Here is a 15,535-nt window from a genome sequence, read left to right on the forward strand (position 1 = left end):
GCGGGACCAGCCCCGACTCGGGACCAGCCCCGACTCGTGCCCGGCCCCCGTGCGCGACCAGCCCCGACTAGGCCCGGGCCCGGAGTCAGCCCTCCTGTCGTGACACCCTGCGCAGTCGTGCTGCCCAGCGGTCACGGCCCAGCCGTTCCGACCACCTCCGGCCGAGCTCCGCCCGGGCCTCCGACATCGCCCAGATCACCCGAACGGCGGAGCGGGGTGCCAGCGTCGCCCGCACCCTGCCCCAACGGCCGGCTGCGGCCCACAGCCCCTCCCGCACCTCCCGCACGTCCTGGGCCGAGCCGCCGGCCACGCGGGGCGTCGGCGCGTAGAGGACCTGTTCCACCGCACCCGCCAGCCGGTGGGCCGCCGAGGCCGCCGCTCCGTCGAGGCCCCCGAGCCGTACGACACGGGCCGCGGCCTTGCGCGGGGTCTGCGACTCGTCCGGGACGATGCCGTGGTCCCAGGCCGTGTCGGTCAGCTCCCGCCAAGCCGTCATCACCCGAACAGTGGCATCGGCGGCCGTGCGTCCGGAGGAGCCCCGACGCGCGCCGCGGCCCGTCGAGGGCGCCGCTCCGTCCGGGCCACCCCCGGTCCCGGCGGCACCGCCGATGGCGTCGTCCGTGGGACTCGTACCGCCGAAGGCGCCCAGTCGCCGCCTGCGGACGCGCAGCCGCCAGAGCATCGGCAGCAGCGGAAGCGCCAGCACCACCAGGGAACCCAGCACCCACAAAGCCACCACACCGGCCGGTGTCCCCGGATCGGACGAATCCACCGCGCCGGGAACCGCGGCCGCACCGCACTGACCCTGCCGGCGCTCCTGAACCGGGCAGGACTCCGTCGCGGAGGGCGCGGCCGTGGGTGCCACCGAAGCGTCGTCCGTGGGCAGAGCAGGATCGCTCGGGTCCTGGGAGGGCGCGTCCGGCCGGGTGTACGAGGGGGCGCTCCCGCGGGACGGGGTGGGCTCGAAGCGGGTCCACCCCACGCCCTCGAAGTACAGCTCGGGCCAGGCGTGCGCGTCCCGCAGCCCCACCGACACCGAACCGTCGGCCTGTGCCGTGCCGGGCGTGAAGCCCACCGCCACCCGGGCCGGAATCCCCAGGGCCCTGGCCATCGCGGCCATGGTGGAGGAGAAGTGGACGCAGAAGCCCTCCTTGTCCTTCAGGAACCGCTCGATCGCCGCCGTGCCGGTCCCCGAGGTCACCGTCGTGTCGTAACGGAAGCCGCCCTCCGAGGCGAACCAGTCCTGGAGCTTCACGGCCCGCTCGTAGTCGTTGGCCGCACCCTCCGTGACCTGCTCGGCGGTGTCCTCGACCACGTCGGGCAGCGACGCGGGAAGCCGGGTGTACTCCCGGACCAGCTCCGACCGCGCTGCCCTCGCCTCACCCAGCTGCGAGGCCGTGGGCTCCACCACCAGGCTGCTGACCTCGTAGCGGGCGCCGCCCGTGGTCTGGCCGTCGTCACCGACGAGGGTGCGCCCCTCGGGCTCGTACCGCCAGCGGCCCTGGACGTTCACCTCGCTCGCCGGGTAGGGGAGCGGCAGATACGTCTGCTGGTACGAGCGGGAGGCCGAGATGTTCGTCCGGATCTCGGTGACGGAGACATCCGTGCCCAGCCCGGTCGGCTGCGGCAGCCGGTCCGGTACGTCGCTCAGCCGGCGGGTCGAGGGACGCCACTCGCCGCCGCTGAACTGGTCCAGCGCCAGGATGCGCAGGTAGAAGTCCTGAGGGCTCGCGGAGTTGGTGCGATACGTCATCACCTCGCGGTTCTCCGCCTGGTTGAGGTTGTTCTGCAGGGAGACCAGCGGATTCACCGCCGAGATCGTCCCGCCGCCTCCTCCCCGGCCGTTCCCGCCGCCCGTACCACCGAGGAGCCCGCCGTCCAGCGCGGGCAGAGCGGCGGGCACGGCCAGCGCGACACCCAGGGCCACCGCTCCGATGCGCCGCCCCGTCCGGACCGGGGCGAGCGGGCGTCCGGACGACCCGTCCAGCCCGGCGGCCAGACTGTTCGACGTACGGGACACACCGCCGAACACCCGCCCCCACTGCGACAGCCGCTCCCGGCCCTCCGCCAGCAGGAGCAGCAGATATCCGCAGGCCGCGAGGGTGAACCAGATCCACCCCGCCCCGCCCTCGGAGAGCCCGGCCGCCACCGAGTAGAGGGCGAGCAACGGCAGACCGGCCGGTGCGGCGGTACGGAAGGTCACCGCGAGGAGGTCCACGGCGAGCCCGATGAGCAGCACCCCGCCGATCAGCATCAGCCGGATGCCGTCCGTCGCGGGTGCGGGGATGGCGTACCTGTTGACGTCGTCGGCGCCCGCGGCCAGCAGGTCGGCGAGCCGCTGGACCGCCTGAGGACCGGGCAGCACCCCGAAGAGGGCGTGCTCCCTGGCGAACGCCATGGTGAGCGTCAGGAGGGTGACGAGCACCTGGAGGGAGACCGTCAGGATCCGTGCGAGGCGCATCCTGCGGGCGAGCGCGCCCACACAGGTCTGGACGCCCAGCAGGAAGCCGGCCTGCAGCACCCACTTCGATGTCTCGACCAGGGGCAGCAAGGCCCCCGCCGCCAGCATCGTGGCGACGAAGGCGCACAGCGCCAGTCGCGTACGACCGCTCATGACCATCCCCCGGAGAGCCCTGTCGTCGAACCGGCGCCGGAGTGCTCCTGCCCCGCCTGCTGCCACAGCCTGGTCAGCTCCGCCCCGGGCGGTACCGGCACCGTTGTCCATCCCGCTTCCCGGAGCACCCGCAGGCGCTCGGCGGAAGGCGCCGCCGGAGCGGCGTCCTTGCCGCGCGCCCACGCGTCGCCGTCGAGCACGAAGGCGACGGCTCCGCGGGCGCGCTGACGCATCCTGGCCGCCACCGTCACCTGCTCCTCGTCGAGATCGCCGAAGAACGCGACCAGCAGCCCTTCGCCGCTTCCCCGGAGCACGTCGTAGGCGCGGGAGACACCCCCGCCGTCGGAGTGGTCGACGACCGCCAGGGTGTCCATCATCAGGCCCGCCGAATCCGCGGAGTCCTGGGTCGAGCCCGCGTAGCCCTCGGCGGTCTCGCCCGGCACGGTGGTCCCGTCGTCCGTGAGCAGCCGCACCGCGAAGCCGCGCTCCAGCATGTGGAGCAGCGCGGACGCCGCCCCGGACACGGCCCATTCGAAGGCGGACCCGGGCCCGGCGCCCTGGTAGGCGATCCGCCGGGTGTCCAGGAGCACCGTGCACCTGGCGCGTTGGGGCTGTTCCTCCCGGCGCACCATCAGCTCGCCGTAACGAGCGGTGGAGCGCCAGTGCACCCGCCGGAGGTCGTCGCCGTGGCGGTAGCCGCGCGGAATGGTGTCGTCCTCGCCTGCCAGCGCCAGCGAACGCTGCCGCCCGTCGCCGTACCCGGAGGCCTCCCCGGCCAGTCGCAGTGCCGGGAGCGGCTCGGTGCGCGGGACGACCACGAGGGTGTCGTAGGCGCTGAAGGAGCGCGTGAGTTCGACCATGCCGAAGGGGTCGCTGAGCCGCAGCTGGAGCGGTCCCAGCGGATAGCGCCCGCGCAGATCGGACCGGACCCGGTAGGACACCTCGCGGACGCCGCCCGCCTCCACCCGGTCCAGTACGAACCGGGGCCGTGGGCCCAGGACATACGGCACGCGGTCCTGGAGCATCAGCAGGCCCGTGGGCATCCGCGACACGTTCTCCATACGCAGATGGACCCGCGACTCCGAGCCGGCGGGCACCCGGGACGGCGACAGCCGCCGGCTGCCCGCCACCCGGTAGCGGGTGCGGTGCAGCACGACGACGCAGACCAGGGGGAGCACCGCCAGCAGCAGGCCGACCCGCAGCAGATCGCCCTGGCCGAGGACGTAGGCGCAGCCGGCCGCCGCCACCCCGGCGGCGAGGAACGACCGGCCCCGGGTCGTCAGCCCGCTCAGTGCGGCCCGCAGGCCGCCCTTGTCGTCGCCGTCGTCCACGGGGCCGGGCTCTCCGGCCGTCATCACAGCCGCCGGGCGCCGGGCTGCGGGCCGTAGACCGGGCTGCCGGGCCGGTGCTGCGGCTGTGCCGGGGCGGCCGTACCGCCCGCGGTCGGCACCGGGGTGCGCTGGAGGATGTCGAGCACGACCTGCTCGGAGGTACGGCGGTTGAGCTGCGCCTGTGCCGTGGGCAGCAGGCGGTGGGCGAGCACCGCGACGGCGAGGGCCTGGACGTCGTCGGGGAGGGCGTAGTCCCGCCCGGCGAGCGCTGCGGAGGCCTTGGCGGCGCGAAGGAGGTGGAGGGTCGCGCGCGGAGACGCCCCGAGTCTGAGATCCGGGTGGCGCCGGGTCGCGCCCACCAGCTCCACGGCGTACCGCCGGACGGACTCGGCCACGTGGACCGTGCGCACCGCTTCGATCAGCTTCACGATGTCGTGGGCGTGGGCCACCGGCTGCAGGTCGTCCAGCGGCGAGGCTCCGCCGTGCACGTCGAGCATCTGCAGCTCGGCCTCGGCGCTCGGGTACCCGATCGAGACACGGGCCATGAAGCGGTCGCGCTGAGCCTCCGGCAGCGGATACGTGCCCTCCATCTCCACCGGGTTCTGGGTGGCGACGACCATGAACGGATCGGGCAGCTCGTAGGTCTGGCCGTCGATCGTGACCTGCCGTTCCTCCATCGATTCCAGCAGCGCCGACTGGGTCTTGGGCGAGGCGCGGTTGATCTCGTCGCCGATCACGATCTGGGCGAAGATCGCGCCGGGCTTGAACTCGAAGTCCCGCCGCTGCTGATCGAAGATCGACACCCCGGTGATGTCGGAGGGCAGCAGGTCGGGGGTGAACTGGATGCGCCGGACCGAGCAGTCGATGGACCGTGCCAGCGCCTTGGCCAGCATCGTCTTGCCGACCCCGGGCACGTCCTCGATGAGGAGGTGCCCCTCGGCCAGCAGCACGGTCAGCGAAAGCCGAACGACCTCAGGCTTGCCCTCGATCACACCCTCGACCGACCTGCGCACCCGCTCCGCTGTCGTGGTCAGATCTGTGAGGCTCGCTCGATCGTCATAGGTCGTCACCCGGCCCTCCTCGGCCCCTTGTGCACGGGCCGACGCACAGAGCCGCCCGGCCCGCTCCGAAATACGGACACTCTCCGGAGGACCCGGAGAGATGTCACACCCGCATTCTTGTTGCCGTTACCGCTTCGTGTCACTCGCCTGTGGACAACTGGGGGCGATATGCCGGATGTGGTCCGTATGTCGGGGACTTCAGGAGGCCGGGAGGATCTCGCGCAGCTTGCCGGTGGTCACGTCGAAGACGAAACCGCGCACGTCGTCCGTGTGCAGGAGGAAGGGGGACGTGCGTACGCGCTGCATCGACTGCCGCACGTCCTGGTCGGCGTCGGTGTAGGCCTCCACGGCCCAGGCGGGGCGCTGCCCGACCTCGAGCTCCAGCTCCTGCCTGAAGCCCTCGGTGAGGGACTCCATGCCGCAGTTCGTGTGGTGGATGAGGATGACACTGCGGGTGCCGAGCGCACGCTGACTGATCGTCAGCGACCGCAGGACGTCGTCGGTGACCACGCCGCCGGCGTTGCGGATGGTGTGGCAGTCGCCCAGCTCCAGGCCCAGGGCCCGGTGGAGGTCGAGGCGGGCGTCCATGCAGGCGACGACGGCGACCTTCAGGACCGGCCGGGCGTCCATGCCCGGGTCGGTGAACGCCTCCGCGTAACGCGTGTTCAGGTCGACCAGCCGGTCGGTCACTGTTTCTCCGGCCCGGGTGCCGGAGGTGGCGGGGGAATCGGTCTCGGCGGAAGGCTGCGCAGAAGTCGACATAACCATGACGTTATCCCTCGCGATCGCCGCCGACGTGCTGTCGAAGGGGACAAAGAACGTCAACGCGGCTTGTTGTGAGGTAACCCACAAGCCTCACGCGAGGACACCCGACCGGGTGAGGTTCTCCGGACCGCGGCGACGGTACGACGCGCAGCGCCGTTCGTTGATCGGGAATGGATCGGATGGCAGGGTGGACTAAAGTGACGCGAAGTTACCGACACGCCTGCACATTCTGCATATTTTTACATTCTTCGAGCTCCTGTGATGTGCGGCGTACATGCGGCCCGGCCCTCTCCCGCTCGCCGGTCGGCCGACGCCCCTTCCCCGGCGCCGGCGGACCTCCCCTTCCGAGCGGGCGGGGACCAGACCGCACGTGCGGCCATCACGGGACAGAGCCTGAGAGGGCGCTTTGAGCCAGACCCGACACGTCCCGGTGATGCTCCAGCGATGCCTGGACCTGTTGGCCCCGGCTCTGGAGGCGACGGGACCCCGGCCCCCGGTCGTCGTGGACTGCACCCTCGGGCTCGGCGGGCACAGCGAGGCCCTGCTCGCCGCCTTCCCCGCCGTCCGGCTCGTCGCCCTGGACCGTGACAAGGAGGCGCTGCGCCTCTCCGGCGAGCGCCTGGCACCGTACGGCGACCGGGCCACCCTGGTGCACGCCGTCTACGACGAGCTGCCCGAGGTGCTCCAACGGCTGGGCATCCCCAAGGTCCAGGGCGTGCTCTTCGACCTCGGGGTCTCCTCCATGCAACTGGACGAGGCCGACCGCGGCTTCGCCTACGCCCAGGACGCGCCGCTCGACATGCGCATGGACCAGACGACCGGGATCGGCGCGGCCGAGGTCCTCAACACCTACCCGCCGGGTGAACTCGTGCGGATCCTGCGCGCCTACGGCGAGGAGAAGCAGGCCAAGCGCATCGTGTCGGCCATCGTGCGTGAGCGCGCGAAGGAACCCTTCACCAACAGCGCCCGCCTCGTCGAGCTCATCCGCGACTCGCTGCCGCAGGCCGCCAAGCGCACCGGAGGAAATCCGGCCAAGCGCACCTTCCAGGCCCTGCGCATCGAGGTCAACGGCGAACTCACCGTGCTGGAGCGGGCCATTCCGGCCGCAGTGGGCACGCTCGCCGTCGGTGGCCGGATCGCCGTCCTCTCCTACCACTCGCTGGAGGACCGGCTCGTCAAGCAGGTCTTCGCCGCCGGCGCCGCCAACACGGCACCGCCCGGACTGCCCGTCGTCCCCGAGCGCTACCAGCCCCGGCTGAAGCTGCTCACGCGCGGCGCAGAACTGCCCACGGAGGAGGAGGTCGCCGAGAACCGGCGTGCCGCCCCCGCCCGGCTGCGCGGGGCCCAGCGGATCCGCGAGGAGGAGCGATGAGCGCCCCCCACCCGGCCGGCCGGACGCCGGCGAGGGCGGTGGCGGCGCGGTGACCGGGACGGCCGAGCAGATGAAGGGGCGGGCCGGCCGCCTCGCGCGGCTGATGCCGTCGGGACCGAGCACCGCCGCCCGCACCCCCTTCGTCCTGCTGGTCGTGCTGCTGCTCGCCGGTGGCCTGATCTCGCTCCTCCTGCTGAACTCGGCGCTCAACGAAGGATCGTTCAGGCTCAGCAAGCTCGAGCGCGAGACCACCGAGCTCACCGACGAACAGCAGGCCCTCCAGCGCGACGTGGACAGCTACTCGGAGCCCGACGCGCTGGAACGCCGGGCCAGGGAGCTCGGCATGGTGCCCGGCGGCAGTCCCGCCTTCCTGAACCCGGACGGAACCGTCCGCGGTGTGCCGGAGCGCGCCACCGCGGAGCCTTCCCCCGCCCCCGCCGCCCCCGCACCCGGGACGGGCGCGGCCGGGCCCTCCGCCCAGGCCCCCCCGTCCGGGTCCCCCTCACCGGCCTCCTCCGCGTCCACCCCGGCGCCCTCCGCGACCTCCACCCCCTCGCCCTCGACATCGCCCCCGACCAGCCCCGGCAGGTGACGCAGTGCCGTCCAAGGAACCGCCGCGCCGTCGCGTACCCGGCCCGGCGCGCCCCCGTAACGCCACGGGCGGATCGGGACGTCCCCGGCCCGCCGGCCGTCCGGCTCAGCGGAGGCCGGCCGCGGCCCGGAAGCCGCGGGGCGGCTCCCCGCAGTCCATCCGGCTGGGCAGCCCACGCCCCAGGCTGCGCCTGATCAGCCTCTGCCTGACCCTCGTCATGCTGGCGTTCGTCGTACGGCTCCTCCAGGTCCAGGCCGTCGACGCCGCCACCTACGCCGCGAAGGCCGAGAAGAACCGCTACCTCGAGTACACGATCGCCGCCGAACGCGGCGAGATCACCGACCGCAGCGGTATCGCCCTGGCCACCAGCGTCGACGCGCACGACATCACCGCCGACCCGAAGCTGTTCACCCCCGAGGACAGCAAGGCGCCGGACGCCCCGCAGCAGGCCGCGGCGCTGCTCGCCCCGATCCTCGGCAAGGACGAGGCGGAGATCGCGAAGAAGCTCTCGACCCCCGAAAGCCGCTACACCGTCCTGGCACGCCGCCAGACCCCACAGGTCTGGAAGCAGATCAAGGACCTCAAGTCCGTCTTCGCGGAGAAGGCCGCCGAGGACAGGGCCGCCGGGGGCCCCGGGGCCAACGTGCTGGCCGGAGTCCTCCAGGAGCCCACCACCAAGCGGGTCTACCCGAACGGCGGCCTCGCCGCCGGGATACTGGGGTTCGTCAACGCCGAGGGCAAGGGCGGCGGGGGCCTGGAGGCACAGCTGAACGGGCAGCTCCAGGGCGAGGACGGCAAGATCCGCTACGCCCAGGCGGGCGGCCGGCCCGTGCCGACGGCCGGCTCCACCGAGATCCCGGCCGTCGCGGGCACCGACGTCGAGCTGACGATCGACCGCGACATCCAGTGGGCGGCCCAGCGCGCCATCGCCGACCAGGTCGAGAAGTCCAAGGCCGACCGCGGCTACGTGGTCGTGCAGAACACCAGGACCGGTGAGGTCCTGGCCATGGCCAACGCTCCCGGATACGACCCGAACGACCTCACGCGGAGCGACGCGACGGCCCTGGGCAACGCCGCGCTCCAGGACGTGTACGAACCGGGCTCCACCAGCAAGGTCATGTCGATGGCCGCCGTACTGGAGGAGGGGGCCGCGACGCCGGGGACACACGTCACCGTGCCCAACCGGCTGCACCGGGGCGACCGGCTCTTCCGGGACGACATCGACCACCCCACCTGGTACCTCACGCTCAACGGCGTACTCGCCAAGTCGAGCAACATCGGCACCATCCTGGCCACCGGGCAGCTCGGGAAGACACAGGCCGAGGCCAACAAGGTCCTCTACTCCTACCTGCGCAAGTTCGGCATCGGCAGTACCACCGGACTCGACTACCCGGGCGAGTCGCCCGGCATCCTCGCCAAGCCGCAGGACTGGTCGACCTCGCAGCAGTACACGATCCCCTTCGGCCAGGGACTCTCGCTCAACGCCATGCAGGCCGCATCGGTCTACCAGACGATCGCCAACGGCGGGGTCCGGATCGAGCCGACCCTGGTCCGCGGCACCAAGGACGCGGACGGAAACTACAGCGCGTCGGACGCCCCCGAACGCACCCGGGTGGTCAGCGAGAAGACGGCCAGGACCCTGGCGAAGATGCTGGAGTCAGTCGTGGACGACCGGGAAGGCACCGGCACCAAGGCCCACATCCAGGGCTACCGGGTCGCGGGCAAGACCGGCACGGCCAACCGTGTCGACCCCGTACGCGGCGTCTACAAGGGCTACACCGCCTCCTTCGCCGGCTTCGCACCCGCCGACGACCCGCAGATCGCCGTCTACTGCGCCATCCAGAACCCCACCAAGGGCAGCTATTTCGGCGGCCAGATCTGCGGCCCGATCTACAAGAAGGTCATGGAGTTCGCCCTCAAGACCCTCCAGACCCCTCCCTCCGGCAGCGACCCCGCCCGGCTGCCGGTGTCCTTCAAGCCCGGCGAGTGACTCGGGAGAACCCTCAGTGACGACCATCACGCCTGATCCCGGGAACCGGAACGAGAAGTGCCGCAACCCCGGCCCCTCACTTCGCGAGAGGCCGGGTCCGCCCGGTACGCTCACCGCCGTGCCCCACGCTGATCAGTGCCAAACCACTCAGAAGGACGCGCCTGTGAACTACCCGGGAGCGCCCCGACCGGACCGGCTCAGGCCGACCCCCCTCGGAGAGCTGGCAGCCCGGCTCGGCGCAGAACCGCAGGATGCCGGTGAGGTCACCGGCATCACCCACGACTCCCGCGCCGTGCGCCCCGGAGACGTGTACGCGGCCCTGCCCGGTGCCCGCTTCCACGGCGCGGACTTCGCCGCACAGGCCGCCGGCCTCGGCGCGTCCGCCATCCTCACCGACCCGGCGGGCGCCGAGCGCGCCGCCGCCACCGGCCTCCCGGTCCTCGTGACCGACGACCCGCGTGGCCGGATGGGGGACCTCGCCGCGGAGATCTACGGACGGCCCGGCGTCGGCCTCCTCCAGATCGGCATCACCGGAACGTCCGGCAAGACCACCACGGCGTATCTGGTCGAGGGCGGCCTGCGCGGCGCCGGACGCAGCACCGGGCTGATCGGCACCGTCGAGATGCGGATCGGCGACGAGCGCATCAAGTCGGAGCGCACCACCCCCGAAGCCACCGACCTCCAGGCCCTGTTCGCCGTCATGCGCGAACGCGGCGTCGAGGCGGTCGCCATGGAGGTCTCCAGCCACGCCCTGGTGCTCGGCCGGGTCGACGGCTGCGTCTTCGACGTCGCCGTCTTCAACAACCTCAGCCCGGAGCACATGGAGTTCCACTCCGGGATGGAGGACTACTTCCAGGCCAAGGCCCAGCTGTTCACTCCGGAGCGCAGCAAGCTCGGTGTCGTCAACTTCGACGACGAGTACGGCCGCAGGCTGGTCGAGGAGGCGTCCGTCCCGGTCGTCACGTTCTCCGCGGAGGGCCACCCCGACGCCGAGTGGCGGGCCGAGGGCGTCGAAGTCGGCCCTCAGGACAGCACCTTCACCGTCATCGGCCCCAAGGGCGAGCGGATCACCGCGAGGGCCCCGCTGCCCGGCCCCTTCAACGTGGCCAACACCCTCGCGGCGATCGTCACCCTGGCCGTGGCGGGCGTCGACCCGCAGATCGCCGCCGACGGTGTCGCGGCTGTCCCCGGTGTCCCCGGGCGGCTGGAACGCGTCGACGCGGGCCAGCCGTACCTCGCGGTCGTCGACTACGCGCACAAGACCGACGCCGTCGAGTCCGTCCTGCGCTCCCTGCAGAAGGTCACCGAGGGCCGGGTGCACATCGTGCTCGGCTGCGGTGGTGACCGTGACACGACCAAGCGCGGCCCGATGGGCGCCGCGGCGGCCCGGCTCGCCGACACCGCCGTACTGACCTCGGACAACCCCCGCTCCGAGGACCCGCTCGCCATCCTCGCCGCCATGCTGTCCGGAGCGGCCGAGGTGCCCGTCCACGAGCGGGGGGACGTGCTCGTCGACGCCGACCGCGCCGCGGCCATCGCCGCGGCGGTCGCCCGGGCCGAGCCCGGCGACACCGTGCTGGTGGCCGGAAAGGGACACGAACAGGGCCAGGACGTCCACGGGGTGGTCCGCCCCTTCGACGACCGGAAGGTCCTGCGCGAGGCCATCGAGCGCTCCCTGGGACGCGCGGACGCCGTGCACACCCCCCAGGACCGCGTACACACCCATGAGAACAACAGTCAGGGATGACCAAGTGATCGCCCTTTCCCTCGCCGAGATCGCCGGAATCGTCGGCGGGCAGCCGTACGACGTACCGGACCTGTCCGCCACCGTCACCGGCCCCGTGGTCATCGACTCCCGGGAGGTGCAGCAGGGCTCCCTGTTCGCCGCGTTCGCGGGTGAACGGGTCGACGGCCACGACTACGCGCAGCGCGCCGTCGAGGCGGGCGCGACCGCGGTCCTGGCCGCCCGCCCCGTCGGGGTGCCCGCGATCGTCGTGGACGACGTCGTGTCGGCGCTCGGCGCCCTGGCACGCGCCGTCGTCGAGCGCCTCGGCACCGCCGTCGTCGCGCTCACCGGCTCGGCGGGCAAGACGTCCACGAAGGACCTGATCGCCCAGCTGCTGGAGCGCAAGGCGCCCACCGTCTGGACGCCGGGTTCCCTCAACAACGAGATCGGCCTGCCCCTCACCGCCCTGCGGGCGACGGCGGAAACGCGCCACCTGGTGCTGGAGATGGGGGCGCGGGGTATCGGCCACATCCACTACCTCGCCGACCTGACGCCGCCGCGGATCGGGCTGGTCCTCAACGTGGGCAGCGCCCACATCGGGGAGTTCGGCAGCCGCGAGGCGATCGCCCAGGCCAAGGGCGAGCTCGTCGAGGTCCTCCCCGAGGACGGCGCCGCGATCCTCAACGCCGACGACCCGCTGGTGCGGGCGATGGCGTCCCGCACAAAAGCCCGGGTGCTGCTCTTCGGAGAGGCCCCGGATGCGGACGTACGGGGAGAGAACGTGCGGCTCACGGACGACGGCCGCCCCGCTTTCGCGCTCCACACACCCACCGGGTGCAGCGACGTGACCTTGCGCCTGTACGGTGAGCACCACGTGTCGAACGCGCTCGCCGCGGCCGCCGTCGCCCATGAGTTGGGCATGTCCGTGACTGAGATCGCCGATGCGCTCTCCGGGGCGGGCACCCTCTCCCGCTGGCGCATGGAGGTCACCGAGCGTCCGGACGGTGTGACGGTCGTCAATGACGCCTACAACGCGAACCCCGAATCCATGAAGGCCGCACTCCGTGCGCTGGCCGCCATGGGCAAGGCCCGACGGGCAGCCGGGGGGCGCACGTGGGCGGTGCTCGGTCAGATGGCCGAGCTCGGTGACTCGTCGCTCGCCGAGCACGACGCGGTCGGACGGCTCGCTGTCCGGCTCAACGTCAGCAAGCTCGTCGCTGTCGGAGGAAGAGAAGCCTCCTGGCTGCAACTGGGCGCATATAACGAGGGTTCGTGGGGTGAGGAGTCGGTGCACGTGTCCGACGCACAGGCGGCCGTCGACCTGTTGCGCAGTGAACTGCGCCCGGGAGACGTCGTGCTGGTGAAGGCGTCCCGGTCGGTCGGCCTGGAGAAGGTCGCCCTGGCACTGCTGGAGACGACCGAGGGCGAGGTCGCCGTCCGATGAGGCAGATCCTCTTCGCGGGGGCCATAGGGCTCTTCCTGACCCTGGTCGGCACTCCGCTGCTGATCAAACTTCTGGCCCGCAAGGGCTACGGGCAGTTCATCCGGGACGACGGCCCGCGTACCCACGGCAGTAAAAAGGGCACGCCCACCATGGGTGGTATCGCCTTCATCCTGGCGACGATCATCGCGTACGTCCTGGCGAAGGTGATCACCGGCGAGGAGATGCGCTTCTCCGGCGTCCTCGTCCTGTTCCTGATGGCCGGGATGGGCCTCGTCGGCTTCCTCGACGACTACATCAAGATCGTGAAGCAGCGCTCGCTGGGTCTGCGGGCCAAGGCGAAGATGGCCGGCCAGCTGATCGTCGGCATCGCGTTCGCCGTGCTCTCGCTCCAGTTCGCCGACCTCAGGGGCAACACCCCGGCGTCCACCCGGCTCTCGTTCGTCGAGGACTTCGGCTGGTCCATCGGGCCGGTGCTGTTCGTGGTCTGGGCGCTGTTCATGATCCTCGCCATGTCCAACGGCGTGAACCTGACGGACGGTCTGGACGGCCTGGCCACCGGTGCCTCGGTGATGGTCTTCGGCGCGTACACCTTCATCGGGCTGTGGCAGTTCCAGGAGTCCTGCGCCAACGCCACCACCCTGACCAACCCCCAGGCGTGTTTCGAGGTACGCGACCCACTCGACCTCGCGGTCGTCGCCTCCGCGCTGATGGGTGCCTGCTTCGGCTTCCTGTGGTGGAACACCTCACCCGCGAAGATCTTCATGGGTGACACGGGTTCGCTCGCTCTCGGCGGCGCGCTCGCCGGTCTCGCGATCTGCTCCCGCACCGAGTTCCTGATGGCCATCCTCGGCGGTCTCTTCGTGATGATCACCATGTCCGTGGTCATCCAGGTCGGTTCGTTCAAGATGACCGGCAAGCGGGTCTTCCGGATGGCACCGTTGCAGCACCACTTCGAACTCAAGGGCTGGTCCGAAGTCCTTGTCGTGGTCCGTTTCTGGATCATCCAGGGCATGTGCGTGATCGTCGGACTCGGCCTCTTCTACGCGGGATGGGCAGCCAAGAAGTGAGCAACGTGGACTGGCAGGGCAAGCACGTCACGGTCGCCGGGCTGGGAGTGAGCGGAATCCCCGCGGCCCGTGCCCTGCACGAGCGGGGTGCCCTCGTCACCGTCGTCAACGACGGCGACGACGAGCGCTCGCGCGCCCAGGCCGCGGAGCTGGAGGCGGACGGGATCACCGTGCGCCTCGGCGACGGGGCGACCCTGCCCGGGTCCACCGAGCTCGTCGTCACGGCTCCCGGCTGGAAGCCGGACAAGCCCCTCTTCCTGGCAGCCGCCGAGGCGGGCGTCCCCGTGTGGGGAGACGTCGAACTCGCCTGGCGGCTGCGGGGGCCCGGCGCCGCGCCCTGGCTCGCGGTCACCGGCACCAACGGCAAGACCACGACCGTGCGGATGCTCGCCTCGATCCTGGAGGCGGCGGGACTGCGCACGGCCGCCGTCGGCAACATCGGGGTCTCGTTGCTGGACGCGGTGCTCGGCGACGAGACGTACGACGTGCTCGCCGTCGAGCTCTCCAGCTACCAGCTGCACTGGGCCCCCTCCCTGCGCGCCCACTCGGGTGCCGTGCTCAACCTGGCCCCCGACCACCTGGACTGGCACGGTTCCATGGCCGGTTACGCCGCCGACAAGGGCCGGATCTACGAGGGCAACACGGTCGCCTGCGTCTACAACGCGCAGGACGGGGCGACGGAGGACCTCGTCCGCGAGGCCGACGTCGAGGAGGGCTGCCGGGCCATCGGCTTCACCCTCGGTACGCCCGCGCCCTCGCAGCTCGGAGTGGTCGACGGCATCCTGGTCGACCGCGCCTTCGTGGCCGACCGGCAGAAGCAGGCCCAGGAGCTGGCGGAGGTCGGCGACGTCAATCCGCCGGCACCGCACAACATCGCCAACGCCCTGGCCGCCGCCGCGCTCGCCCGTGCCTTCGGTGTGCAGCCCGCCGCCGTGCGCGACGGGCTGCGCGCCTTCCGCCCGGACGCGCACCGCATCGAACACGTCGCCGACGTGGACGGAGTCACGTACATCGACGACTCCAAGGCCACCAACACCCACGCCGCCGAGGCCTCCCTCGCGGCCTACGAGCCGATCGTGTGGATCGCCGGAGGCCTCGCCAAGGGCGCCACCTTCGACGAGCTCGTCAGCGGGGCCGCGAAGCGGCTGAGGGGCGTCGTGCTGATCGGCGCCGACCGGGCGCTGATCCGCGAAGCCCTGGCGCGACACGCCCCCGAGGTACCGGTGGTCGACCTCGACCGGACCGACACTGGTGCGATGTCCGCGGCGGTCCGCGAAGCGGCCGGGCTGGCAGAGCCGGGCGACACCGTTCTGCTGGCCCCGGCCTGTGCCTCGATGGACATGTTCGTCAACTACAACAAGCGGGGCGAGGCGTTCGCGGACGCGGTCCGCGGACTCTCCGGCGAGAGCGCCTGACGGGCCCGGCCTCCGCGGCGTACCGTCCCGGTGAGTGGGAGCGGGAGCGGGGACCGGGACCGGCGGCCCGTACGGCGGCCGGAGTCCCCGGCCCGCCCGTGAGCAGCACCGCCGAGGGCCCCGGCGCCCCGGCGCCGGACCCCGGGCACGAGCAGTGG

11 protein-coding genes are annotated in these 15,535 nt (G+C 71.9%); 7 read left to right on the forward strand and 4 right to left on the reverse strand.

Features of this window, described 5'->3' with window-relative positions; all coding sequences use genetic code 11:
* Window positions 1–85: 85 nt before the first annotated feature.
* The 4 genes from ACFY8O_RS10895 to ACFY8O_RS10910 form a co-directional block, all read right to left on the reverse strand.
* On the reverse strand, window positions 86–2,614 hold the full coding sequence (locus ACFY8O_RS10895) for a transglutaminase TgpA family protein (protein WP_387900627.1): 2,529 nt from the start codon (window positions 2,612–2,614) through the stop codon (window positions 86–88).
* Complete coding sequence (locus ACFY8O_RS10900; protein ID WP_387900629.1) at window positions 2,611–3,969, reverse strand: DUF58 domain-containing protein; 1,359 nt, start codon at window positions 3,967–3,969, stop codon at window positions 2,611–2,613. The genes ACFY8O_RS10895 and ACFY8O_RS10900 overlap by 4 nt, the downstream gene beginning before the upstream one ends.
* On the reverse strand, window positions 3,969–5,015 hold the full coding sequence (locus tag ACFY8O_RS10905) for an AAA family ATPase (protein ID WP_387900631.1): 1,047 nt from the start codon (window positions 5,013–5,015) through the stop codon (window positions 3,969–3,971). The genes ACFY8O_RS10900 and ACFY8O_RS10905 overlap by 1 nt, the downstream gene beginning before the upstream one ends.
* A gap of 189 nt (window positions 5,016–5,204) precedes the next feature.
* The gene (locus ACFY8O_RS10910; RefSeq protein WP_145802154.1) at window positions 5,205–5,768 is read right to left on the reverse strand and encodes a beta-class carbonic anhydrase; all 564 of its coding nucleotides are present in this window, start codon (window positions 5,766–5,768) and stop codon (window positions 5,205–5,207) included.
* Between the two features lie 409 nt (window positions 5,769–6,177).
* Between ACFY8O_RS10910 and rsmH the strand changes: the two genes are divergently transcribed.
* From rsmH to murD, 7 genes are read left to right on the forward strand one after another with little or no spacing between them, the layout of a single operon-like run.
* Window positions 6,178–7,143 carry a 16S rRNA (cytosine(1402)-N(4))-methyltransferase RsmH gene (gene rsmH, locus ACFY8O_RS10915; RefSeq protein ID WP_387900633.1) on the forward strand — a complete coding sequence of 322 codons (966 nt, stop codon included), beginning with the start codon at window positions 6,178–6,180 and terminating at the stop codon, window positions 7,141–7,143.
* Between the two features lie 49 nt (window positions 7,144–7,192).
* Window positions 7,193–7,735, forward strand: a complete 543-nt coding sequence (locus ACFY8O_RS10920; RefSeq protein WP_387900635.1) for an FtsB family cell division protein — start codon at window positions 7,193–7,195, stop codon at window positions 7,733–7,735.
* Between the two features lie 4 nt (window positions 7,736–7,739).
* Window positions 7,740–9,725, forward strand: coding sequence for a peptidoglycan D,D-transpeptidase FtsI family protein (locus ACFY8O_RS10925; protein WP_387900637.1), 1,986 nt, complete (start codon window positions 7,740–7,742; stop codon window positions 9,723–9,725).
* Between the two features lie 16 nt (window positions 9,726–9,741).
* Entirely contained in the window at window positions 9,742–11,472 is a 1,731-nt protein-coding gene (locus tag ACFY8O_RS10930) for a UDP-N-acetylmuramoyl-L-alanyl-D-glutamate--2,6-diaminopimelate ligase (protein ID WP_387900639.1), read from the forward strand.
* A gap of 4 nt (window positions 11,473–11,476) precedes the next feature.
* Window positions 11,477–12,895, forward strand: a complete 1,419-nt coding sequence (locus ACFY8O_RS10935) for a UDP-N-acetylmuramoyl-tripeptide--D-alanyl-D-alanine ligase (RefSeq protein WP_387900641.1) — start codon at window positions 11,477–11,479, stop codon at window positions 12,893–12,895.
* Window positions 12,892–13,962: a phospho-N-acetylmuramoyl-pentapeptide-transferase gene (mraY, locus tag ACFY8O_RS10940; RefSeq protein ID WP_145802161.1), complete on the forward strand. Its 1,071-nt coding sequence runs from the start codon at window positions 12,892–12,894 to the stop codon at window positions 13,960–13,962. Before ACFY8O_RS10935 ends, mraY begins: the two co-directional genes overlap by 4 nt.
* Window positions 13,944–15,377, forward strand: a complete 1,434-nt coding sequence (murD, locus tag ACFY8O_RS10945; RefSeq protein WP_387900643.1) for a UDP-N-acetylmuramoyl-L-alanine--D-glutamate ligase — start codon at window positions 13,944–13,946, stop codon at window positions 15,375–15,377. Before mraY ends, murD begins: the two co-directional genes overlap by 19 nt.
* The last annotated feature ends 158 nt before the right edge of the window (window positions 15,378–15,535 follow it).

It is taken from the genome of Streptomyces argenteolus, assembly GCF_042902585.1.
Taxonomy (GTDB): Bacteria; Actinomycetota; Actinomycetes; order Streptomycetales; family Streptomycetaceae; genus Streptomyces; species Streptomyces argenteolus.

Excerpts from the sequence above, each read along its gene's own strand:
- ACFY8O_RS10895 (WP_387900627.1), bottom strand. The coding sequence starts at position 2,614 with ATGAGCGGTCGTACGCGACTGGCGCTGTGCGCCTTCGTCGCCACGATG.
- ACFY8O_RS10900 (WP_387900629.1), bottom strand. The coding sequence starts at position 3,969 with ATGACGGCCGGAGAGCCCGGCCCCGTGGACGACGGCGACGACAAGGGC.
- ACFY8O_RS10910 (WP_145802154.1), bottom strand. The coding sequence starts at position 5,768 with ATGTCGACTTCTGCGCAGCCTTCCGCCGAGACCGATTCCCCCGCCACC.
- mraY (WP_145802161.1), top strand. The coding sequence starts at position 12,892 with ATGAGGCAGATCCTCTTCGCGGGGGCCATAGGGCTCTTCCTGACCCTG.
- murD (WP_387900643.1), top strand. The coding sequence starts at position 13,944 with ATGGGCAGCCAAGAAGTGAGCAACGTGGACTGGCAGGGCAAGCACGTC.